19 protein-coding genes and 1 pseudogene are annotated in these 22,678 nt (G+C 65.7%); 14 read left to right on the forward strand and 6 right to left on the reverse strand.

Annotation, left to right across the window (positions count from 1 at the left end; genetic code table 11):
- Positions 1 to 104 precede the first annotated feature (104 nt).
- A complete protein-coding gene (locus FHS75_RS06675) occupies positions 105 to 1,772 on the forward strand; it encodes an alkaline phosphatase family protein (RefSeq protein WP_179406920.1) in 1,668 nt (555 codons plus the stop codon).
- Positions 1,769 to 3,016, forward strand: a complete 1,248-nt coding sequence (locus FHS75_RS06680) for a UbiH/UbiF/VisC/COQ6 family ubiquinone biosynthesis hydroxylase (RefSeq protein WP_179406921.1) — start codon at positions 1,769 to 1,771, stop codon at positions 3,014 to 3,016. The genes FHS75_RS06675 and FHS75_RS06680 overlap by 4 nt, the downstream gene beginning before the upstream one ends.
- A gap of 3 nt (positions 3,017 to 3,019) precedes the next feature.
- On the opposite strand, the gene FHS75_RS06685 is transcribed toward FHS75_RS06680, so the two are convergent.
- From FHS75_RS06685 to hemC, 3 genes are read right to left on the reverse strand one after another with little or no spacing between them, the layout of a single operon-like run.
- Positions 3,020 to 3,979: a hypothetical protein gene (locus FHS75_RS06685; RefSeq protein ID WP_179406922.1), complete on the reverse strand. Its 960-nt coding sequence runs from the start codon at positions 3,977 to 3,979 to the stop codon at positions 3,020 to 3,022.
- Positions 3,979 to 4,686 carry a uroporphyrinogen-III synthase gene (locus tag FHS75_RS06690; RefSeq protein WP_179406923.1) on the reverse strand — a complete coding sequence of 236 codons (708 nt, stop codon included), beginning with the start codon at positions 4,684 to 4,686 and terminating at the stop codon, positions 3,979 to 3,981. The genes FHS75_RS06685 and FHS75_RS06690 overlap by 1 nt, the downstream gene beginning before the upstream one ends.
- Positions 4,683 to 5,624 (reverse strand): hydroxymethylbilane synthase, encoded by a 942-nt coding sequence (gene hemC, locus FHS75_RS06695; RefSeq protein ID WP_179406924.1) that lies wholly within the window; start codon positions 5,622 to 5,624, stop codon positions 4,683 to 4,685. The genes FHS75_RS06690 and hemC overlap by 4 nt, the downstream gene beginning before the upstream one ends.
- A 45-nt stretch (positions 5,625 to 5,669) precedes the next feature.
- On the opposite strand from hemC, the gene tsaD reads away from it, so the two are divergent.
- The 6 genes from tsaD (at position 5,670) to FHS75_RS06725 (ending at position 12,517) form a co-directional block, all read left to right on the forward strand.
- Positions 5,670 to 6,704, forward strand: coding sequence for a tRNA (adenosine(37)-N6)-threonylcarbamoyltransferase complex transferase subunit TsaD (gene tsaD, locus FHS75_RS06700; protein WP_179406925.1), 1,035 nt, complete (start codon positions 5,670 to 5,672; stop codon positions 6,702 to 6,704).
- Positions 6,701 to 7,696: an NAD(P)H-dependent glycerol-3-phosphate dehydrogenase gene (locus FHS75_RS06705; protein WP_179406926.1), complete on the forward strand. Its 996-nt coding sequence runs from the start codon at positions 6,701 to 6,703 to the stop codon at positions 7,694 to 7,696. The genes tsaD and FHS75_RS06705 overlap by 4 nt, the downstream gene beginning before the upstream one ends.
- Entirely contained in the window at positions 7,693 to 9,186 is a 1,494-nt protein-coding gene (locus FHS75_RS06710; RefSeq protein ID WP_218845153.1) for a lipopolysaccharide biosynthesis protein, read from the forward strand. Before FHS75_RS06705 ends, FHS75_RS06710 begins: the two co-directional genes overlap by 4 nt.
- Before the next feature lie 93 nt (positions 9,187 to 9,279).
- The gene (locus FHS75_RS06715) at positions 9,280 to 10,977 is read left to right on the forward strand and encodes a vWA domain-containing protein (RefSeq protein WP_308420111.1); all 1,698 of its coding nucleotides are present in this window, start codon (positions 9,280 to 9,282) and stop codon (positions 10,975 to 10,977) included.
- A gap of 16 nt (positions 10,978 to 10,993) precedes the next feature.
- On the forward strand, positions 10,994 to 11,767 hold the full coding sequence (locus FHS75_RS06720; protein ID WP_218845154.1) for an OmpA family protein: 774 nt from the start codon (positions 10,994 to 10,996) through the stop codon (positions 11,765 to 11,767).
- Positions 11,768 to 11,875: 108 nt separating this feature from the next.
- Entirely contained in the window at positions 11,876 to 12,517 is a 642-nt protein-coding gene (locus FHS75_RS06725; RefSeq protein WP_179406927.1) for a hypothetical protein, read from the forward strand.
- On the opposite strand, the gene FHS75_RS06730 is transcribed toward FHS75_RS06725, so the two are convergent.
- Complete coding sequence (locus tag FHS75_RS06730) at positions 12,514 to 13,146, reverse strand: hypothetical protein (protein WP_179406928.1); 633 nt, start codon at positions 13,144 to 13,146, stop codon at positions 12,514 to 12,516. The genes FHS75_RS06725 and FHS75_RS06730 overlap by 4 nt on opposite strands.
- A gap of 212 nt (positions 13,147 to 13,358) precedes the next feature.
- Here FHS75_RS06730 and FHS75_RS06735 point away from each other — a divergent pair, with 212 nt between their 5' ends.
- Complete coding sequence (locus tag FHS75_RS06735; protein ID WP_179406929.1) at positions 13,359 to 15,293, forward strand: hypothetical protein; 1,935 nt, start codon at positions 13,359 to 13,361, stop codon at positions 15,291 to 15,293.
- A 143-nt stretch (positions 15,294 to 15,436) separates the two neighbouring features.
- On the opposite strand, the pseudogene uvrB reads toward FHS75_RS06735, so the two are convergent.
- Positions 15,437 to 17,491, reverse strand: a pseudogene (gene uvrB, locus FHS75_RS06740) (excinuclease ABC subunit UvrB); the annotation flags it as partial.
- A 155-nt stretch (positions 17,492 to 17,646) separates the two neighbouring features.
- Here uvrB and FHS75_RS06745 point away from each other — a divergent pair.
- From FHS75_RS06745 to FHS75_RS06760, 4 genes are all read left to right on the forward strand, one after another.
- Entirely contained in the window at positions 17,647 to 18,144 is a 498-nt protein-coding gene (locus tag FHS75_RS06745) for a DUF3617 domain-containing protein (protein WP_179406931.1), read from the forward strand.
- 96 nt (positions 18,145 to 18,240) lie between these two features.
- Complete coding sequence (locus FHS75_RS06750; protein ID WP_179406932.1) at positions 18,241 to 18,561, forward strand: PilZ domain-containing protein; 321 nt, start codon at positions 18,241 to 18,243, stop codon at positions 18,559 to 18,561.
- Positions 18,562 to 18,655: 94 nt separating this feature from the next.
- Positions 18,656 to 19,216, forward strand: coding sequence for a DUF3617 domain-containing protein (locus tag FHS75_RS06755; RefSeq protein ID WP_179406933.1), 561 nt, complete (start codon positions 18,656 to 18,658; stop codon positions 19,214 to 19,216).
- Positions 19,217 to 19,311: 95 nt separating this feature from the next.
- Positions 19,312 to 20,109: an esterase/lipase family protein gene (locus tag FHS75_RS06760; RefSeq protein WP_308420079.1), complete on the forward strand. Its 798-nt coding sequence runs from the start codon at positions 19,312 to 19,314 to the stop codon at positions 20,107 to 20,109.
- Here FHS75_RS06760 and asd read toward each other — a convergent pair.
- Positions 20,106 to 20,966 (reverse strand): archaetidylserine decarboxylase, encoded by an 861-nt coding sequence (gene asd, locus FHS75_RS06765; protein ID WP_229735501.1) that lies wholly within the window; start codon positions 20,964 to 20,966, stop codon positions 20,106 to 20,108. The two genes, FHS75_RS06760 and asd, sit on opposite strands and share 4 nt — an antisense overlap.
- 71 nt (positions 20,967 to 21,037) lie before the next feature.
- Between asd and FHS75_RS06770 the strand changes: the two genes are divergently transcribed.
- Complete coding sequence (locus tag FHS75_RS06770; protein ID WP_229735502.1) at positions 21,038 to 22,678, forward strand: aminotransferase class III-fold pyridoxal phosphate-dependent enzyme; 1,641 nt, start codon at positions 21,038 to 21,040, stop codon at positions 22,676 to 22,678.

Raw genomic sequence — 22,678 nt, forward strand, 5'->3', positions numbered from 1 at the left:
TTCGATCGTACTCCCGTATCGAGGCTTTGCCGGGACTTGCGCTTGGTGCGTTGCCCGACCATTTGCGATCTGACGCCTTTGCGACGGTATTTCAAGGAACTCCCATGCGCCTGCCCTTCGTGTCCATTGCAGCTGCGGTCACGCTTGTCGCCACCCCCTGCATCGCGCAGGACGATCCCCAAGCGACCGCCCCCGCAGAGGCGAGCGCACCCTCCGGTCCGCCGCAGCTGGTGCTTGCCATCGCCGTGGACCAGCTGTCCGCCGATCTCTTCGCCCAGTACCGGCGACATTTTACCGAGGGTCTGGCCCGGTTGCAGCAGGGCGCGGTGTTTCCGTCTGGATACCAGTCGCACGCCGCGACCGAGACCTGCCCCGGCCATGCCACGATACTCACCGGAACGCATCCGGCGCGTAACGGCATAATCGCGAACGCATGGTTCGACCCGGACATCGACCGCGATGACAAGCGCATCTACTGCGCCGAGGATGCACGCGATCCGGCGAGCAGCTCTCGCCAGCCGGTCGTCTCCGCCGAGCACCTCAGGGTTCCGACGCTGGGCGGCTGGATGAAGCGCGCCGACCCGCGCAGCCTCAATGTCGCGGTTTCGGCCAAGGACCGGGCGGCCATGATGATGGGCGGCAGGAATACCGACGCCGCCTACTGGTTGACGCGCGAAGGTTTCTCCACCTTTCCGGCCCGGACGCCCTCTGCCGGGGTTTCCGCCGTCAATCGCGACATTGCCGGCGTCGTCGCGCGGGGCGAGGCCGCAATGGAATTGCCGGCGTGGTGCGCGGCGCGGGCCGGTGACGTTCCGGTGGGTGGATTCACCATAGGGAAAGGCCGCTTCGCGCTTCCTGCCGGCGATTCCAACGCCTGGCGCGTATCGCCGCGCGCGGACGAGGCGACAGCCAACGTCGCGCTTTCACTGGTCGACGAACTCCGGCTCGGTCGCGACAATGTGACCGACGTGCTTTCGGTGTCGTTTTCGGCGACCGACTACATCGGACATTCATACGGCCATCAGGGCGCCGAGATGTGCATTCAGCTCGCCGCGCTCGACCGCACGATCGGATCGCTCATGGCGGCGCTCGACGCACGCGGGATAGACTACGTAGCGGTTCTCACGGCGGACCACGGCGGTCTCGACGCGGTAGAGCGGCTCGACCGGCAGGCACTGCCTGGCGCCGCGCGGGAAGGAGCCGAACTCGACACCGACGCTCTCGCCGCCGCCGTTACCGCACGGACCGGGATCGCGGTGGCCGGCGGGCCGCTCCTGCTGGGCGGAGTGCAAGGCGACATCTACGTTTCCGCCGAGGTGAAGCCGCGCGAGAAGGCGCGCGTCGTCCGCTCCCTGATCGAATTGCTATCCGGGCATCCGCAGGTCGCTGCGGTTTTCGGTGCCAGCGAGCTTGAGGCGGCGCCGCTGCCGTCCGGCTCGCCGCAGGACTGGACGCTCGTCGATCGGGCACGCGCGTCTTTCGATCCGGAGCGTTCGGGCGATGTCGTCGTCCTGCTCGAACGTGCAGTCGGTCCCGGACGTGCAAGTCCCGGCTATGTCGCGACGCACGGGAGCCCGTGTGATTACGACCGGCGCGTTCCGATCCTTTTCTGGCGCAAGGGGCTTCCGGGGCTCGAACAGCCCGCCCCCGTGGAAACGATAGACATCGCTCCTACGCTCGCCGCCGTCATCGGCCTCGAGGTTCCCGAAACGGCTTTCGATGGACGGTGCCTCGACATCGACGGCAGCCGCGCCAATATATGCGGGCAATGATCGACAGTTCCTCGACCGATATCGTGCCCACAGAGCAGATGCGCCGCGACCTCGTGATCCTGGGCGGCGGAATGGTCGGAATGGCGCTTGCCCTCGCGGCGGCGAAAGCGGGCATATCCAGCCACGTGGTCGACCGGGCGAAACCCGAGGAGCTGACCGCAGCCGGCGCGGACGGACGGGCCTCGGCGATTTCCACGGCGAGCTGGAACCTCTTCAACAACATCGGCCTTGCCGATCGCATCGATCATCTGGGTTGCGCCATCGACTCCATCGCGGTCACCGACGGGTTGAAACCGGGACGCATCGACTTCAAGCCAGAGCCCCACGAGGGCACGCTGGGGCGCATGTTCGCCAACCGCGACCTGCGGCTTGCCCTGTTCGAGGCTGCCAGGGCCGAGCCGCTGCTCACCTGGCATACCGGTGCCGAAGTCGCTGCTCGCGACCGCAATGCCCTTGGTGTCACGGTCAGGCTCGGCGACGGTCAGGTACTCGAAGGAAGCCTGCTGGTCGCGGCCGAGGGCAGGATGTCTCCGACGCGCGAGGAAGCCGGTTTCTCGCTTGCCCGGTGGGACTACAGTCACTCCGCGATCGTGACCGCGCTGCATCACGAGCGGTCGCACGGCGGCGTTGCCTGGGAAATTTTCTATCCCGAAGGTCCCTTCGCCCTCCTCCCGCTGCTGGACGAGGGAGGCAGGCATCGCAGCGCCCTCGTGTGGACAGTCGCGCGCACAGACGCGAAGGCGATGACGGCGATGTCGGAAAGGGCGTTCGTGGCCGAGGCGGAAAGGCGCATGGGCGCGATGTTCGGGAAGCTCGAGCTCGCAGCGCCGCGGATGGCCTATCCGCTGTCTTTTCATCATTCGCGCCATCTGGTCGAGGACCGGCTCGTTCTCATCGGGGACGCAGCCCACGGCATGCACCCGATCGCCGGGCAGGGGCTCAACCTGGGCTTGCGCGATGTAGGGGCCCTGGTCGAGACGCTTTCCGAAGGCATGCGCCTCGGCCTCGAGCCGGGGGACGCGCAACTCCTCAAGCGCTATGAGAAATGGCGCAGCCTCGATACCTTCATGGTGATGTCGGTGACCGACGGGATCAATCGCCTTTTCGGTGTACCCGGCGCATTGCCGAGCGCAGTGCGGCGGCTCGGGATGGGCGCTGTCCAGCGGGTGCCGGTGCTCAAACGCTTCTTCATGGACGAGGCCCGCGGCATGTCCGGCGAACTTCCCCAACTCCTGCGCGCCTGACGCCTATTGCGCCGACGCGGTCGCAATTTCCGAAGCGTCGTCCGCTTCGGGCGCGTCTTCGGATTCCGCGGGCTCGGCCAGAGGACTGGGTTGTTCGACCCGGTTGCCCTCCGCATCCTGAAGACGCCTCGGCTCCAGCATGGCGGTCGTCTCGATAAGGTCGAGCGCTCGCTGCGCGGCCGCATAGCGCCGGGCATCTGCGATCCAGCGGCTTGTAACTTCGTTTTCGGGCAGGCGGCGAACTTGCGAGATCGCCGCATCGATCCGACCGGCGCGGGTCAGCAGCTTCGCCCGGTCAATACGGTCCTGAGGGGTTACGATCGGTGCGCTGTCGCGACGGATGGTGAAGATTTCGCCGAGCTCGCGCCGGACTCGCGACCATCCGCTTTCCTCTCCCTCACCGGTGGCGATCTGGTCGCCAATGGCATCGAGCCTCGCGGTCAGTTCGTCGATCGTGACAGGCTGGTTGGCGAATGAAATCACCGTTTCCACGGCGAGCGGCTGGGCATTGGTGAAGCGCAGTCGCAACTGGTCTTCCAGGTAGTGGAGCGGAGTACCGCGGTCGATCGTGCGCCGCGCTGCGAATGCAATCAGGAGACCCTCGGCCCGCGCCGCGTTGCCCGAGGCGGCATTCGCCTGCAGGTTTATCCGCGAGAACCGGTCCTCCAGCATCGCCAGCCGGGCTTCGACGGTGCTCAGTTCCGCCTCGGTTCGTCGCTCGGGTGCATCGCTTGCCGGTGCCTGCGGGTCTTCGTCCAGCAGCCGTTCGGATTGCACGACCGATGCATCGAGAGTCGCCGGCGGGTTGGACCGGGATGGCAGGAAACGCTGCAGATCTCCCGTCCAGGCGAAGTAGGAGACAATCGCCGCGCCGAGGACGAAAGCCAGCAGTGCAGCAAGCAGCGCGCCCCGTCCGCTCTTGTCGCGGCGTTCAGCGCGCTCGATTCCGAAATCATCTGGCATCAGTTGCTGGGTCTGCCTCTTTCCGATCCGCCTTCGTCTTTGCACAACTCTTCCGCCAAGGCCAGCAATGCATCCTCGGAGGGCTGGCACGCGCTGCGCACCGAATGCCAGCCGTCTCCTGCACGTTCGGCAACGCGGGGGCCAATCGCCACAAGGCGGACGTGCGCACGGCAGGCGTCGGGGCAAGTCTCTGCAAAATGGCGCGCCGCCTCACCGGAATGAAGGAGAACGACAGCCTCGGAGCGGAGCAGGCGGGCAAGCTCACCGGACATGGGTAGCGGCTCGCTGGCGTAGACGACCTTTTCCTGCATCCGGATGCCATCCGGAATCGATAGTGGCGTGCGCTTGCGTCCGGCGAGCCGCAGCACCCTGGAGTGCGCGACCTGGACGCGGTCCAAGACTTCCTGCAGGCCGCCGGAGCCGATATCCGCGACCGAAAGACCCGCGTCTTCTGCTGCTTCGGCGGTCTTCCGGCCAACGCAGTAGGCGGGCATGCCGGAGTAACCAGCCAGCGCCGATCCTCCGTGGCGCAAGGCATTCGCGCTTCCGAGGAGAAGCGCATCGAAGGCATCGTTTCCGGGGGCGTCCCACGGCACGGGCCGAACCTCGAACATCGGGAAACCATGTGCCTCGAGGCCGAGGTTTAGGGCAGCTTCGACAGTCGCGCTGCACCCCGGTTCCGGCCGGATGGCAACGAGCGGGATCATTGTTTCGAGCCGGCGAAATGCTCCGCTATGGCCGGATGCGCGCGCGCCATCAGGTCTTCCGCGAGCCGCAGCGGTGCGCTGCGGTCGCCGGGTTCGATCCGCACAACACCTTCGATCCGCTCGGCGCCATCCGGACTGAACAGCGCCGCACGCAGGTTGATCGTATCGCCAGCGAAGTGCGAGAACGCGGCGACCGGGCTGTGGCAGGTTCCGCCCAGCCCGGCGAGCAGCGCGCGCTCGGCTTCGAGCGAGGCGCGGCTGCGTGCATGGTCGATCGCGGCAAGAAGGGTCAGCGTCCGTTCGTCCCCGGCGCGGCTTTCGATGGCGATGGCGGCCTGACCCGGCGCCGGCAGCCATTCCTCGGGATCGAGCGGGCGACCCGTGCCCGTCTCGCCGAGCCGGTTGAGACCGGCCATTGCAAGGAATGTCGCATCCGCCTCTCCAGCGGCAAGCTTTGCAAGTCGCGTGGCGACGTTGCCGCGAAACGGCACCACCGTGCAATCGGGCCGGGCGTGAAGAAGCTGAGCGGCCCGCCTCGGCGCGCTCGTGCCGATCCTCGCGCCGGGAGGAAGTGCGGCGATGCTGGTCGCACCGATAAGTGCATCGCGCACATCCTCACGTTCGAGGACGGCCGCAATGACGATCTGTTCGGGACGCAGGGTCTCCACGTCCTTGGCCGAGTGCACCGCGAAATCGATCTCGCCCTCGGCCAGCCAGGCGTCGAGCTCCTTGGTCCAGAGCGCCTTTCCGCCGATCTCGGCCAGGGGGCGGTCCTGGATGCGGTCTCCGCTGGCGACGACGGGCACGATCTCCACCGCATCCTCGCTCCAGCCATGGGCCTTGCACAGCCGCGTTCGGGTTTCCATGGCCTGCGCCATGGCGAGCGGGGAGCGGCGGGTGCCGAGGCGAAGCGGCCTGTCGGGGTGGTCGGCAGTCATGCGCGGGTTGTGCTACTCGCCTATGCGGCTAAGGGAAAGGCCGGGATGGAGATCGTTCTCGGGATAGAATCGTCTTGCGACGAGACTGCGGCCGCGCTCGTTGCGGGCAACCGGCGCATACTCGCGCAGCGCATCGCTTCCCAGGACGAGGCGCACCGCCCCTATGGTGGCGTCGTGCCCGAGATCGCCGCGCGGGCGCATGCCGAACGGCTCACGCCGCTGATCGAGGAAACGCTCGCCGAAGCGGGGCTGGTCCTTGCCAACGTCGACGCCATCGCCGCGACGGCGGGTCCCGGCCTTATCGGCGGCGTCATGGTCGGCCTCGTGACCGCAAAGGCGCTCGCGATGGCGAGCGACAAGCCGCTCATCGCCATCAATCATCTCGAAGGCCATGCGCTCAGCCCGCGGCTTGCCGACAATACGCTCGATTTCCCCTATCTTCTGCTCCTCGTTTCGGGGGGGCATTGCCAGCTCCTGCTTGTCGAGGGCGTGGGCCGCTACCGGCGACTGGCCACGACTATCGACGATGCCCTTGGCGAAGCATACGACAAGACGGCCAAGCTGCTCGGTCTGGGCTATCCGGGCGGTCCGGCTGTCGAGCGGCTGGCTGCCAAGGGCGACCCGTCGAAAGTCGATCTGCCGCGACCGCTGGTCGGAAGCGCGGAGCCGCATTTCTCGTTCGCCGGCCTCAAGAGCGCAGTTCTGCGAGCCAGGGAGGCGGGTGTGCACACCGATGCGGATGTCGCCGCTTCGTTCCAGCAGGCAGCGATCGATTGCCTGACCGACCGCACCCGGCGCGCGATCGCTGTTTCGGGTGGCATCACCGCGCTCGTGCTAGCAGGAGGAGTGGCGGCCAACCGGTCGGTCCGCTCCGGTCTCGAGGCGCTCGCCGCCGAACACGGCCTGCCGTTTACCGCACCGCCGCTTCCCCTGTGCACAGATAATGCCGCGATGATCGCGTGGGCGGGGATCGAGCGGCTTGCTTTCGGCCAGTCGGACCCGCTCGACATCGCCGCGCGACCTCGCTGGCCGCTCGACCCCGATGCCACACCGGCGCGCGGGGCGGGAGTGAAGGCATGACGATCGGCGTGATCGGAGCAGGAGCCTGGGGAACGGCGCTCGCGCAAGTCCTCGCCAGCGACGGCAGCGACGTGACCATCTGGGCGCGCGAGCCGGAACTGGTGCGGGAGATCAACGCACAGCATACCAATTCGCTGTACCTGCCCAGCGCGGCGCTTTCCGCCAAGATCGTTGCAACCGCGTCGCTTGGCGATTTCGCCGCGATCCGGACGGTGCTGGCAGTCGTCCCGGCGCAGTTCCTTTCAGGGGTCCTTGCCGAGCTGCCGCACGGCGGCGGGCGGGATCTAGTGCTTTGCGCAAAGGGGATCGAAGCCAGTACCGGTCGGCTCATGGCCGAAGTGGCGGTGCAGGCGGCACCCGATGCCCGGCTGGCGGTCCTTTCGGGACCGACGTTCGCGCACGAGGTTGCCGACGGCCTCCCGACCGCCGTGACGCTTGCCTGCTCCGGCGGTGAGGCGCAATGGGACCGGCTGGCGGGACAGATCGCAAGGGCTGCATTTCGCCCGTATTACTCCGATGACATCGTGGGAGCGGAGATCGGCGGCGCGGTCAAGAATGTGCTCGCGATTGCCTGCGGCGTGGTCGATGGCCTCGGGCTCGGCCAGAATGCCCGCGCCGCCCTGATCGCCCGCGGATACGCAGAAATGCTGCGCTTCGGCTCTGCACGCGGGGCCCGACCGGAGACCCTGGCGGGCCTGTGCGGCCTTGGCGATCTCGTGCTGACCTGCTCTTCGACGTCGAGCCGCAATTTCTCGCTGGGCAAGGCGCTGGGCGAGGGGCAGAGCGCGCAAGAGGCACTGTCCGGCAAGAGCAGCGTCGCCGAAGGGGCTGCGACCGCGCCGGTCCTCGCGAAACTGGCGGAAGAGGCGCGGATCGACATGCCTATCGTCGATGCCGTGCGCAGGTTGCTGGCGGGTGAGGCGCCGGCGCGCAAAGTGGTAGACGACTTGCTGTCGCGGCCCTTGCGGTCCGAGCAGGAGCGCGACGGTTGAAAGAGAGCGTCCCTCGCGAGGGAAGCGAGGACATCGCCGCCATCGCCAAGGGTGGCCGCACGAATTTCTTCGGCTTCTTCCTGCGTCTAGCCGCGCGGCTGCCGTTCCTGTTCATCGCGGGGCGTGCCGATGCGTACGGCCCTGCGGCGCTCGGCAAGTTCGCCTCCGCCCTCGTGGTAATCGAACTCACCGCAATGCTTTGCACGCTTGGCGAGAAGCGCGGCCTCGCCCAGCGCCTTTCGGATTCCGACGATCATCCCGCCAACGTCGTGGCTGACGGCGTGCTCGTCGCCCTCATCGCATCGTGTGCCGCCGCCCTGCTGTTCTACATCTTCCCGGCGCCGCTTTTCCCGGGCGCCGAATATAGCGAGATCGACAGGCTCATCGTCATTGCGATCCCGCCGCTGGCGCTTACCGAGATCTGGCTGGCGGGCCTTGCCTATCGCTACAACATCGCAGCCACGGTGCGCGCGCGGGCCATCGTCGAACCCTGGACGCTATCGATCATGGCTGGCCTGATGATCTTCATCGCGCCGGGCGACGGGCTGACAATCGCCTATATCGTCTCGATCTTCGCATCGGCCCTCACCGCGCTGGTGCCGTTCCTTAAGGATTACGGCCTCCCGAGGGACTGGAAGCCCCGGCCCGATGCGATCGGGCGGATGACCCTCAGGAGCCTCCCGCTGGCCACCGCCGACGCCATCGAGTGGGGTACTCGGCGAATTGACATCCTGATCCTCGGCTTCTTCGCGTCGCCGACGGCGGTCGGCGTCTATTACGTTGCGCAGCAGGTCGCGAGCCTGCCGCAGAAACTGAAGACCAGCTTCGAACCGATCCTCGGTCCGGTCATCACGCGCAATCTGAAGGAGCGGAACTTCGCGGCGATTGCGAGGCAGGTCTGCCAGGTCGGCTTCTGGATCACCGCAGCCCAGGCCGGCATTGCGCTTGCCCTCGGCATAACCGGCGAAGCGGTCATGGGGCTCATCGGTCCGGAATTCGTCGGTGGCACCGGGGCGCTCGCACTGCTGCTCATCGCGGAAGTCGCGGCGGCGACCGCAGTGGTCAGCGAAGCCGCGCTTATCTACATCGCGCGACTGCGAAACCTGTGGGTGTCCATCGCGACGATCAGCCTGCAGGCTGCGCTGACGCTGGCGGGCATCGAGCTCGTCGCTTACCTCGGCCTCGGCGATCTGTACCGGGCGGCAGCGGCGGCAGCGGCCCTGTGCATCGCGCTCGCCTTCGCATCGGTGTTGAAGTCGCGCATGCTTTCCCGGCTCTTGCAGCAACCCATCAACAACTGGCGCTGGGCGCTGGTATGGGCGACGGCACCTGCCGTCCTGATCGGCTGGTTCGCCACGACCTTCGCGCCCGAGTGGGCGGAGCTGGCGCTTGGCGTTCCGGCGATTCTCGGGATCTACGGCTACGTGATCTGGACCAGGGGGTTCGGACCGGAGGACCGGCTTCTGTTCAGGAAAAGCACAAGTTCCTAACGGCTTGTCGCTCGCAGAGGGCGTTCAGTCGGCGTTCACGGCCGAAAGGGCCTCTTGAAGCGAAGGTTGATCGGAAAACGGGAAGGAACTGCCGTGCACTTCGAAAAAGCCATTGCCCTTGGATGCGTCACGATCCTTCTGGCCGGCTGCGCCGCAACCCAGGGCGAGCCTTCATCCGACGAGATCGTCCTGACCGGCTCCAGGGTCGGTGGAAGTGTTGCGAAGGCCGAGCAGGAGGCCGCCGCCGATCTCGCGGGTCCGGTTCCCACGTCACCCATGGCGCCTCCCCCGCCGCCGCCGCCTCCCCCGCCTCCTTCGATGGCTGCGCCGGTCGCGGCCCAGACACGCGTCGCTTCCGGCAACTACGTGCCCCCGGTCATGGTCGCGAGCGATCCGGGGCGCGAGCGCTACGAGGGCGAGGAAGTCAGCCCGGTCCATCTCACGCGGGCCAATTCGGTTTCGACCTTCTCGGTCGATGTAGATACCGGCGCATACGCAAATACCCGCCGCTTCCTCTCGCAGGGCCGCCTGCCGCCGCGCGGAGCGGTGCGGACCGAAGAGTTCGTGAACTACTTCCGCTACGACTATGCACGACCGGAAAAGCGCGATGTTCCGTTCACGGTGACAACCGACGTCGCGGTCACGCCGTGGAACACCGATACCCGGCTGCTGCGCATCGGCCTGCGCGGCTACGACCTTGCGCGAGACAACCGGCCGCCGGCCAACCTCGTGTTCCTGATGGACGTGTCCGGCTCGATGAGCAGTCCCGACAAGCTGCCGCTGGTGAAGACCGCGCTGTCCGGGCTGGCGGGAGAGCTGGGACCGCAGGACCGCGTCTCCATCGTGGTCTATGCGGGCGCGGCCGGGCTGGTGCTCGAGCCGACGAACGACGCGGGCAAGATACGCAATGCGCTCGAACGGTTGCAGGCTGGCGGCTCCACAGCCGGGGCAGCCGGGCTGAAGCTGGCATATAATATCGCGCGCGACAGCTTCATCGATGGCGGCGTCAACCGTATCCTGATTGCCACCGACGGAGACTTCAATGTCGGGTTGTCGAACACCGACGACCTCATAGAGATGATCGAGCGTGAGCGCGACGCCGGCATAACCTTGACGACGCTCGGTTTCGGCACCGGCAATTACAACGAAGCCATGATGGAGCAGATCGCCGACCACGGAAACGGCAACTACGCCTACATCGACAGCGCGCTCGAGGCACGGAAGGTGCTGGGCGAGCAGATGGAATCGACGCTGTTCACCATCGCCAAGGACGTGAAGATACAGGTCGAATTCAATCCCGCGCACGTCAGTCAGTACCGCCTGCTCGGCTACGAGAACCGGGCATTGCGCGAAGAGGACTTCGACAACGACAAGGTCGATGCCGGCGACATCGGTGCCGGGCACCAGGTGACCGCGATCTACGAGATCGTGCCTGCCGGTACGAAGGGCTGGATCCCCCCGCGGCGCTACGACGATCCGATGCCCGAGGCCGCCCGGGGTTCCGGCGAACTCGCTTACGTGAAGTTGCGCTACAAGCTTCCCGACGGAGATACCTCGCGCCTGATCGAAAAGCCGATACCGTCGAGCGCTTTGCTGAAGGCTGGAAGGCCCCAGGGCGACTTTGCCTTCGCGGCGGCGGTCGCGGCCTTCGGACAGAGTCTTCGCGGGGACGAGATGCTGATGGGCTTCGGCCCGCAGGGTATCGCGGCCCTTGCCGGCAGGCAGGACGACTTCTGGCGGCAGGAGTTCATCCAGCTCGTCGGCGTGGCCGACAGCCTCGAAGGCGGTTGATCCGCGACAAGGGGCGTTGAGCGAGGGCGCGACGGGCGCTATCGCCTTCGGAGTGAACCCTTTTCGTGCTGCCATCGTCCTTGCCGGAGTCGGCGTTACCGCCGCAATCGCCTTTGCCGCCAACGAATTCGTTGGCCCGCGCTTCATAGCCGGGCTCGAGCGGGAGGCAATTGAAGCGCGCGATAACGCAGGCGGTGCCGGGATCGATATAGCCTTCGAGACTTACCTTGGCTGGCTCACCCGGCATGCCGAGCTTAGCGGCGGAGCCGGCCTGGACAGCGAAGCGCGAACCGAGGCCGCGCGGGCGATCTCGCGGGTTCCGGGAGTCGGCGGCGTGCGCTGGCGCGACGGCACGTCCGGCGGGCCGAACGGCGACGAGGCCGGGGCCGTACATTGCCAGGAAGATGTCGAGGCGATCCTGGAAGCTCGGTCGATCCGCTTTCCAGAGGCAAGCGCCGACATCGATCCGGCGAGCGAGCAGCTTCTGAATGAAGTGGCAGAATCGCTCATGCCGTGCGTCGGCAGTATCATCGCGATCACCGGCCATACCGACGGCAACGGCGACGAGAACGCCAATCTCGCCCTTTCGCGTGCCAGGGCAAACGCGGTGCGCTGGGCTTTGATCGGACGGGGAATCCCGGCCGACGGGCTGCGCGCGACCGGCATCGGTTCCCAAACGCCGCTCGAGGGCCTCGACCCCCGCGATCCGGCGAACCGGCGAATCGAATTCTCGGTCATCGAAAGCGCCCCCATCATGCCGACGCCCATCGACACGCCCGGTCCCGGCTAGGAGAACGTCGCCATGCCGCTCTGGCTCGAACTGCAAGTGATGCTTTTGTGCACATATGCCGCCGGTTTCGGTATCGGCTGGCTCATCTGGAATCGGAAGGGATGATCCTTGGTTGAACTTATCCAGGCAAACTGGCTCGCATTCGTAGTTGTCCTGCTCATCGGTCTCTTGGTCGCATGGTGGCTGTTCGGTCGCGCCACCAAGGAGCCGCCCCGGACACATCGGCCGGACGTGCTCGATGAAGGGGCCGAACCGGCAAAACGCAACCAGGCCCTTATAGACAGCGCGCCGGCGGCGACGTTCGTCCCGCCCAGCGGTACCGCCACGATGGGCGGGGTCGGCGAAGTCGTATCCGCCGCAGCTCACGAGGAAGCGGTCGATGCCGAACCGGCGGGTCGAAAGGCGCAGGTGCCTGAAGCGACACCTGCGACGCCAGAATCGCAATCAGCGGCAGAGCAGGACCCAGGGCCAGAGCCGGCATCGCCAGCCTCGCCCGAATCCCCGGTCGAAGCGGGTGACGACCTGTCGCGGCTGAAGGGCGTCGGCCCCAAGCTCGTTGCCCACCTGCACGGCATGGGTATCACGCGCTACTCGCAGATTGCGGGCTGGAGCGACGAGGACATCGACCGCATCGATGCCGACATGGGAGCGTTCAAGGGGCGCATCCGGCGCGACAACTGGGTCGAGCAAGCGCGGTTCCTCGCAAGCGGGGACACCTCCGGCTACGAGGCGAAATTCGGCAAGCTTTAGAGCGCTTCGCTGGCTGCCGGGGAAGGGACGCCGGACGCTGATTGCACGTCGCGACGGCATTCGGTGACCACGCGGCGGAGCGTGGCGCTCGCCGGAACGTTCATCTGGGGACCGTCGTCGATCCGAACGGAGATCGGCCGCACGGTGTTCGCCAGCGTCGCCGCCAGTTCGTCCGAGACAGCCAGCTTGGCTCTCACGCTGGGCAGGGGATCGATCGAGGCGACGGCGGGAAGCCCGCGCACCACTTCGCCGGCACCGACATGCATTGTTGCCGTACCTTCGTCCACGCGCGCGCTGCGAATGAAGACGAGATTTTCGCCCTCGCAGCGTACGGCCAGGCTCGCTTCGGTGCGAGGGGAGCCGAACAGCGCTGCCGGCACGCCCCAGGCTTCTCTCGCGTTCCAGTCGCCCTGCATGACGCTTTCGGAACCCGCGATCCCATCGTCGACAAGCTCCGGTTCGGGGCTCTCGGTGGTTGCGCCGCCCATGATCGGGGACGTCCCGTCGATGGCGTCTCCGCTGGCGATAACATCGGTTTCGCTGCCTTCCATCGACGGGCTCTCGGTGGCGGTTTCGCCGCACGCGGCGGCGAGCAAGCATGTGATGGAAATGGCAATTCGACGCTTCATGGGGCTCCTCCTTATCCCAAGGAACGACGCGTTTGGGCGTGTGTTCCAGAGCCATAGGACATCAATCCACCCCGCGACAAGGGCGGTTCATCTTTAATAGCGGTTTTATGAACGACCTGCGGAGCGCCCGTTCAGGCTCACTGGTTCAGTAAAGCAGCATCGAAGGCCCCCCAAAGGGCTGCAAACCTTGTAGCTGGAAAAGGAGACGCGCGATGAGGACCGCCATTCGCAGCGCCCTGAAAATCGGAACTGCCCTTTCATTAGCATTCGGCGTCGCTGCCTGCGACGAAGATGCGGCAAAGCTCGATACCGAGCAATTCTCGCTGTTCGACGGCGTGGATTCGATGGCGTGGCCCGATGATGGACTCGCCGCGGTCGATCCCGGCTTCTATTCGGAATATGTCACCGAACCGGCGCCGCTGCCCGTGTCCTATCCGATGCGGACAAGCGTTCCTGCCGCTTCGTACGGCTATGCTCCGGCTTACGACTATGCGCCCGAAGCTCCTTCGTATTACGAGCCGCTTCCCGAAAGCTATTACGCGTCCGACCCCGGCACCGATGCCTATATGTTCATCGCGCTCGCCGCAGCGCTTGGCGGCATCCTGGGCGATTCTCCGCCCGATTACTATTTCGACCACGGCGGCACCCAGCCGTGGGTCTGGACGACCGGCGACCGGTACGCCCGCTATGCGGAACCTATTCACGGGGGCTATCGCTATTATTACTACGCGCCGGACCAGTATCGTCCGTTCTTCGTGAGCGATCCCTACTACAGCTACGGATATCGTGGAGACCGGCTTGCGGTGATCTACGACAGGCATGGACGCGTGATCGACGACCGTCGCGCGTGGCGACAGCGCCATGCCGCCCGCGCTTATTATACCCGCGGATCGAGCCTCTACGAAACGCAGCGCCGTCACCCGCGCAGGGGCGTGGCGGCCGATCGCTGGGCTTCGCGTCGGGAAATCATCTCGCGTGACCAGCGTCGGTGGAAGCGCGCCCGCGCCGAAAGGTCCGGCTGGCGCGACTGGGACAGGCGCAACGAGAGCCTCGTCGACGCACGCTGGTCCCGCGAGCGGCAGGCGCGCCGCTATGCCGCCAATCGCTTTGATACCTGGCGCGATAACGACTATCGCGGGTCCGCGCCGCGTTTCTACAAGGAAGCGCGCAAGAGCCCGCAGGTCCAGCGCGCCGCCATCCGCCAGCGGGCCGAGGCGAGGATCGCCCGGGCGCAGCTTCGCCGAATGGGCGAAGAGCGACCGAACGACCTCCGCCGCGATCGCTCGCAGCGGTACGACCGTATCTCGAGCGCCCGGCGGGACGTCCGGCAAGCTGCTGAGCGGCGCGAGGCCGCGCGCGAACGCAGGATAGAACGACGCCGCGATGCCGCGTTTGCCGATCGCGCCGACCGGCGTCGGTCGGTGGCTCGCCCACAGCGTGACGAACGTCGTCTTGCGCAGTCGCGTGAGCAGCGCATCGAACGCCGCCAGAGCCAGGCTCGCGAGCAAAGGGCTGAACGCCGTCAGGTGCAGGCTCGCCAGCAGCGGGCGGAGCGTCGTCAGGCGCAGGCTCGTCAGCAGCGGGCGGAGCGTCGTCAGGCGCAGACTCGCCAGCAGCGGGCGGAGCGTCGTCAGGCGCAGGCTCGCCAGCAGCGGGCGGAGCGTCGTCAGGCGCAGGCTCGCCAGCAGCGGGCGGAGCGTCGTCAGGCGCAGGCTCGCCAGCAGCGAGCGGAGCGTCGTCAGGCGCAGGCTCGCCAGCAGCGAGCGGAGCGTCGTCAGGCGCAGGCTCGCCAGCAGCGGGCGGAGCGTCGTCAGGTGCAGGCTCGCCAGCAGCGGGCGGAGCGTCGTCAGGTGCAGGCTCGCCAGCAGCGGGCGGAGCGTCGTCAGGTACAGGCTCGCCAGCAGCGGGCGGAGCGTCGTCAGGCGCAGGCTCGCCAGCAGCGGGCGGAGCGTCGTCAGGCGCAGGCTCGCCAGCAGCGAACGGAGCGCCGTCAGGTACAGGCTCGCCAGCAGCGGGCGGAGCGTCGTCAGGCACAGGCTCGCCAGCAGCGCGTAGAGCGCCGCCAGCAGCAAACCCGGCAGTTGCGTCGCGATGTCGTACAGCGTGACCGGAACCGTCGCGATCGCAACCGCACCGCTATGCGGTAAACGGGTCTAGCCTATCGCTGCCACTTCCTCTGCGTCTTGCCGTAGCGAAGCTTGCGCGTACCTGGCTTCCCCTCGTTGGAACGTCCGACGCGCGGCGCTTTCTTCTCGCTGTCCGGAAGGCCGAGTTCCTCGCCTTCGAGCCGTCGGATCTCGTCGCGCAGGCGTCCTGCCTCTTCGAATTCGAGGTCTGCGGCGGCCTTGCGCATGCGCTTTTCAAGGTCCTCGATGTAAGCGCGCAGGTTATGGCCGACGAGATTGTTTCGCTCGTCGTCCTCGAGGTCGACGGTGACGCCATCCCTGCTTGCGGTATGGGCGACGATGTCGGCGATGCGGCGCTTGATCGTCTTCGGCGTGATGCCGTGCTCGGCGTTGTATGCCTCCTGCTTTTCGCGCCGGCGGTCGGTTTCGGCCATGGCGCGCTCCATGGAGCCGGTGATCCGGTCCGCGTACAGGATGACGCGCCCGTCGACGTTGCGTGCGGCGCGACCGATCGTCTGGATCAGCGAGGTTTCGGAGCGCAGGAAGCCTTCCTTGTCGGCATCGAGAATGCAGACAAGCCCGCATTCGGGGATGTCCAGCCCCTCGCGCAGAAGGTTGATGCCCACCAGCACGTCGTAGACCCCCATGCGCAAGTCGCGGATCAGCTCGATGCGCTCCAGCGTCTCGACGTCGGAGTGCATGTAGCGCACCTTGACGCCGGCCTCATGCATGAACTCGGTCAGGTCCTCGGCCATGCGCTTGGTGAGCGTGGTGACGAGCGTGCGATAACCCTTCGCAGCTGTCGCCTTGCACTCGGCGATGCAGTCCTGCACCTGGTCCTCTACGGGCCGAACGCCGACCGGCGGATCGATCAGGCCGGTAGGGCGGATCACCTGCTCTGCAAAGACGCCGCCTGTCTGCTCCATTTCCCAGTTGCCGGGAGTCGCCGAAACGCAGACCGTCTGCGGGCGCATCGCGTCCCATTCGTTGAAGCGAAGCGGTCGGTTGTCGATGCAACTGGGCAGTCGGAACCCGTACTCGGCCAGCGTGAGCTTGCGCCGGTGGTCGCCGCGCGCCATCGCGCCGACCTGCGGCACGGTCTGATGGCTTTCGTCCACGAAAAGCACCGCGTTGTCGGGCAGGTATTCGAAAAGCGTGGGCGGCGGCTCGCCGGGAAGGCGGCCCGTCAGGAACCGCGAATAGTTCTCGATCCCGTTGCACGATCCGGTTGCGTGGATCATCTCGAGATCGAAGTTCGTCCGCTGCTCAAGCCGCTGAGCCTCGAGCAGGCGTCCCTCTGTTTCCAGCTCCTTGAGCCGCTCGGTCAGTTCGAACCGGATCGCCTCTGTCGCCTGTTTCATCGTCGGGCCAGGCGTCACGTAGTGCGAGTTGGCGTAGATCCTGATCTTGTCGAGGCTGGCCCCCTTCGCTCCGGTGAGCGGGTCGAATTCGCTGATCTCCTCGATCTCGTCGCCGAAGAAAGAGACGCGCCAGGCCATGTCCTCGTAGTGCGAGGGGAATATCTCGAGGTTGTCGCCGCGAACGCGGAAGTTGCCGCGCGCGAAAGCGTGATCGTTGCGCTTGTACTGAAGCGAGACGAGCTTGCGTATGATCTCTCGCTGGTCGACCTCCTCGCCCTTCTTGAGGTCGAAGATCATGGCCGAATAGGTCTCGACCGATCCAATGCCGTAAAGGCAGGAAACCGACGCGACGATGATGACGTCGTCGCGTTCGAGCAGGGCGCGGGTCGCCGAATGGCGCATCCGGTCGATCGCCTCGTTGATCGACGATTCCTTCTCGATGTAGGTATCCGACCGGGGAACGTAGGCCTCGGGCTGGTAATAGTCGTAATAGCTGACGAAATATTCGACTGCGTTGTTCGGGAAGAAGTCCTTGAACTCCCCGAAGAGCTGCGCCGCAAGGATCTTGTTGGGCGCAAGGATGAGGGCGGGGCGCTGCAGCTCCTCGATCACCTTGGCCATCGTGAATGTCTTTCCCGATCCGGTAACGCCAAGCAGCACCTGGGTCTGGTCGCCTTCCCTGGCGGCTTCGACCAGTTCGCCGATTGCCGTCGGCTGGTCGCCGGAGGGCTGGTAGTCCGAAACGAGTTCGAACCTCATCCCGCCCATCGACTTGTCGGGACGCTGGGGTTTGTGCGGCGTGAACGAGCCGGAGGTGTCGGGTTCCTCCAGCCCTCTTCGGATGACGAGTTCGGACATGGTCTCGGATATGGTTTCCCTGCGCCGGGGACGCAACGTGCATGGCTTTGGAAGGGATGTCGAATTTCTACAATTCGCTCCCTCAGCATGGACGCTAGTCGCCCTGCCTGACACAATGCCAGAGATCACGCTCGAGAAAATCCAGGGGAAGATCGATGAAGTTGAGCCGACAGACCGCCTTAGCGGTCGCTATCGCATGCGGGGCGATCGCCATGGTGAGCGCGCCACTCGACGCAGCCGAAGAGCCTTCGATGATGCAGCCCGGCAAGTGGCAGTCGACGACGACTTTCAGCAAGATCGACATGCCCGGCATGCCGCCACAGGTCGCGGGTATGATGAAAAAGATGATGGGACGCCAGCAGTCGGTTTCTTACTGCGTTAAGCCGGAGGATATCGGTCGCCCCGGGCCCGACGCGATGGGGGGCAAGAACGCCAAGGACTGCAAGTACGAGGACTGGTCCTACAACGGCGGCAGGATGCGCGCGACCATCGTCTGCAAAGTCAAGGGGCAGGGCACGATGCGAATGAAGATGGCGGGCAGCGGCTCACCCACCGCCTACAACGCAGATGTCGACACGACGATCACCGGAAGCAAGATGGGCCCGATGCACATGGTCGGCAAGGTTTCGGCCAAGCGCATCGGCAGCTGTTAACCACACATTGCCTCGCCTGCGGGCGGTTTTCATCTGATCCTAACCATTTCTCGTTTATCGCCGCGGTCCGGGACTGGTGGGAAGGAAGGACCGGCGATGCACGAGGGTGCAAACGAGTCCAATGACGGCAAGGCGGGGCTGGCGCTTCCGGCCCGTTGCCGCTCGCGCACCGGGTTTCTGACGCGCGTGACGGTAACAGCCCTGTCGCCGGATCGATGCCGCATCGAGTGCCCCGGAATGATCCTTGCCGCTGGCGACCTCGTGGTCATAAGACTGGAAGGTATCGAGGGGATCTGCGGTCGTGTATCGGACGCTGATTTCGATATGGCGTGGATCGAGTTTGCCGAGCGGCTTTACGGTCCGGTCGTCGAGCATCTGCTTGCCCGCTACGGCGGTGCGATGCGCGACGCCGCCTGAGGCGCCTTCCGGAACCGGTTGGCCTTTCAAGACCATTGGCAGCAGGGCAGCACGCCGATAGGGTTGTTCGGTCAAATTGCCGGGAGCCCTTTCGATGACCAGCACCTTTCGCCTTGCCGTTCTTGCCATTGCGGGCACGCTTGTCCTTTCCGCCTGCGGGCAGGGACAGGAGGAGCAGGCCGTGGTGGCCAAGAACGAGAGCGCCGAGTCCGTGGCGAACAAGGTCGCGGCATCGAACGTGCGGCCGAACCCGGGCCGCTGGGAATCGCGCATGACTATAGAGAAGATGGAAATGCCCGGTTTGCCGCCCGAAGCGCAGAAGATGATGAAGCAGCACATGGGCGCCACCCAGACATTCGCAACGTGCCTGACGCCCGAAGAAGCGGCAAAGCCCGACGCCGACTTCTTCCAGAAGGACGCTTCGGACTGCAATTACGAACGCTTTGCGATGGCCGATGGCAAGATCGACGCGAAGATGACCTGCAGCGCCAACGGGCAGGTTCAAAACATGACCATGAACGGCACCTATAGCCAGGAAAGCTACAACATCCGGGTCAGCGCCGACGGCGAGGCGCAGGCCGGCATGCCGATGTCGATGGCGATGACGATCGAATCCCAGCGCGTGGGGGATTGTAACGGCAGCGAACAAGGCTGATATACCCTGTAACAAAAGTGCCATGACGGTTGCGGAACCGCTCGACGCATCGAGGCGTTGGGCGGCAACCAGGTACAGTATTCTGCAGGGTTTACGTGTTCGACAGTGCAATCTCCTCCGGCCACTCGCTGCTTCGCGAAGCAGGGCGTCGGGCTGCGCTGGTGGCGGGGGAACTTTCGAAGCGGACGACCCTGGCGCGGCAGCCTCAGCCGGACGGGGTCACCGGCCCTCCGGTCAGGCTGATGCTGTCCGAAATCGCCGAGTTCGTGAGGCGAAGCAACAAGGCCGTTCACGGTGAGCTCGCCCTCCACCCGCAGCCGGTAATGCTGCTTCCCGGCTTCGCGGCCCATCCCAGCCGCATGAAGCGGATGGGAGATTCGCTGGAGCGTGCGGGGCATGAGGTTTTCGACTGGGGTCTGGGCTTCAACATGGGGCCGACCGCGGAAAACTTCTCCTACCTGATGCGGCGGGTACGAAAGATCGCGCGCGAGCACGACCAGCCTGTCGCCCTCGTCGGATGGAGCCTCGGCGGGCTGTTCGCGCGGGAGATCGCTCGCCGTCAGCCCGAAGCGGTCGGGCGGGTCATCACGATGGGCACGCCGTTCAGCCACGATCCGCGCGCGAACAACGTATGGCGCGCCTACCAGTTTCTGACCGGGCACCCCGTAGATTCGCCGCCGATCGACTGCGACGATTTCTCGATCAAGCCGCCGGTTACAACGATCGCGCTGTGGAGCGCGCGCGATGGTGTTATCCATCCGCGCGCGGCTTGCGGGCGCAAGGGAGAGCGTGATCGCGCAGTACCCGTGCGCTGTACGCATCTTGGCTTCTCTGGCGATCCCCGCGTCATTACCGAAGTCATCCGCCAGCTCGACTGGATTCCGGGCGACTAGGGTTCCTGCAACCGGAAGAGCGGTTCGCCCATGCGGATCAGCGATCCCTCGGCGATCTCCGGGCACAGCCCGCATTCCTTCGGCACAAGGACCACGATGGTTGAGCCGTGCTCGAACCAGCCCATCTCCTCGCCCTTCGCAAAAACTGCACTGCATGGCCGGGCGCGTTCCCCGCCCGAGCGCACGTTGCCGACATTGTCGAGAAACGGCAAGCGGATACTCGCCACCAGAACCGCTGCCACGGGAACCAGCATGATCGGAAAGCTGCCTGCCTGCAGCCTCGCGGCGATCGGTGCGCGCTCGTTGCGGCAGTACAGGCGCTCGATCCGCTTGAGCGCCGCTGGATTGACGTTCCAGGTGTCGCCAGAAATGTAGCGGACCTGCTCGACCGCAAGGTCATGAGGAGCGTGGAAGCGGTGGTACATTCCCGCCGTCAATCTCAGCGTGACGAATGAGCCATCCCGGAACGGCTCGGCTTCGCTAGTGTCGCCAAGCAGGTCCGCGACCGAGTAGGGCAGACCCTTGACTTGCCAGACCTGCCCGTCGGAAACGCGACCGTGCGCACCGACGATCGCGTCGCATGGCGAGACCACTACGGACGGATCGGGATCGACCGAGCGAGCCCCCTCGCGCAAGCGTCGCACGAATGCTGCGTGCAGGCTGGAAAAGCGCTTTTCGGCGGAATCTGTCAGATCAACGTCACAAAACAAGCGCCATAGGGCGATCGATACATATCGCACCGGCGCGGCCTCGACCTTGCTGAACCACCCCATGAAACGGGTCAGGGCATGGCGGGGAATGCGATTGGTGAGCAGGAAGTTGAGTTCCTCTCCCACGGTGCGGTCGGAAAGTTTCACGCGGTAGCTCGTCGACAGGGCCGCTGCGCCGGGGCAGGAGCCGGGGGTTGTTGCAGGACAGGAAATTGCTGTTGGGGGCGATTGGCGCCGCCGGTGCCTTGCTGACGGCCAAGAAGGTCCGCGACAGGTTGCGGTTGTCGCGGGCGAAGCATCGCTCGCTCGCCGGTCACTCGCGCATGGCGAAACGCCTTGCAGGCCTGGTGCCGAACTATGCCTTCGACGAAGCGGAATTCTTCCGGGCGGACGGCGCGCCGGACGATGTCGCCCATCGTCGCCAGGCGGGCTTCCGCAATCTCGCCGATATCTACGATAGCCGCTTCGCCAGAACCGCGGCCCTTTCCGCCGAAATGCGGGACAGCATTCCCGACATCGCGTTCACTGGCTCCTACCGCGTCCCTTACCAGTTCAGCCCGATCGTCCGCGAAAACCTGTCCGCCGGAAATTTCTACAAGGCTTCGGACGGGGTCATGCTTACCGATCTCGACGGCAACAGGTTCTACGACCTGACCGGGTCCTATGGCGTTAACCTGCTCGGCGTCGACGCCTATCGCGAGACCATCGCTGAAGGGTCGAAAACGGTGGAGGAACTCGGACCGACGCTGGCCGGATTGCATCCCGTCGTCGCCGACAATGTCAGGCGCCTCAAAGCGATCTCGGGCCTCGATGCGGTATCGTTCCACATGTCGGGGACGGAGGCCGTGATGCAGGCAGTCCGGCTTGCCCGTTATCACACGGGACGAACCCACCTCGTTCGCTTCGCCGGCGCCTACCACGGCTGGTGGGGCGACGTTCAGCCCGGCATCGGAAACCCGATCCCCGCCGATCACACCTACACGCTCGCCGACATGAGCGAGAAATCGCTGAAGGTACTCGCCACGCGCAAGAACATCGCCTGCGTTCTCGTCAACCCGCTGCAGGCATTGCACCCCAACCGCAACGCGCCCGGCGATTCCACGCTGGTTTCGGGGCGCGCCGATGGCAGCATCGACCGGGCGGCCTATGCCCGGTGGCTCGGTCGCCTTGCCGAAACGTGCCGCGCCAGCGGCATCGTGCTCATCATGGACGAGGTCTTCACCGGCTTCCGGCTCGCACCGCGCGGCGCGTGCGAATATTTCGGCGTCGAACCCGACATGATCACGTACGGCAAGACTCTCGGCGGCGGCCTTCCGGTAGGGGTACTGTGCGGCCGGGCCGAGCTCATGAAGCGGTTTCGCGATGATCGGCCCGCCGACATCTGCTTCGCGCGGGGCACGTTCAATTCGCACCCCTATGTGATGGGAGCGATGGACGCATTTCTCCGCCGCATGGATTCGCCCGAGGGTGCCGCACCCTACGAGGATCTCGACGAGACGTGGGACGCGAGAGCGACAAGCCTCAACGACAGGCTCGAGGCGGAAGGCGCGCCGGTGCGCGTCGCGTACCTCGGCACGATATGGACGGTATGGTACACGCAGCCGTCGCGATATCACTGGATGCTGCAATTCTACCTGCGGGCCGAAGGTCTGGCGCTGAGCTGGGTCGGATCCGGGCGTATTATCTTCAGCCTCGCATACAGCGACGGGGACTTCGCCGAAGTCGCCGACCGCTTCCTTGCAGCGACGCGGCAGATGGCCCGCGATGGCTGGTGGTGGCTGCCGGAGGGAGACGCGGGGAAGGCGTTCCGGCGGCGGCTGATCGGGGAATTCGTCAGCCACCGCCTGAAGCGCGGTTAG

It is taken from the genome of Novosphingobium marinum (assembly GCF_013408095.1).
GTDB lineage: Bacteria > Pseudomonadota > Alphaproteobacteria > Sphingomonadales > Sphingomonadaceae > Novosphingobium > Novosphingobium marinum.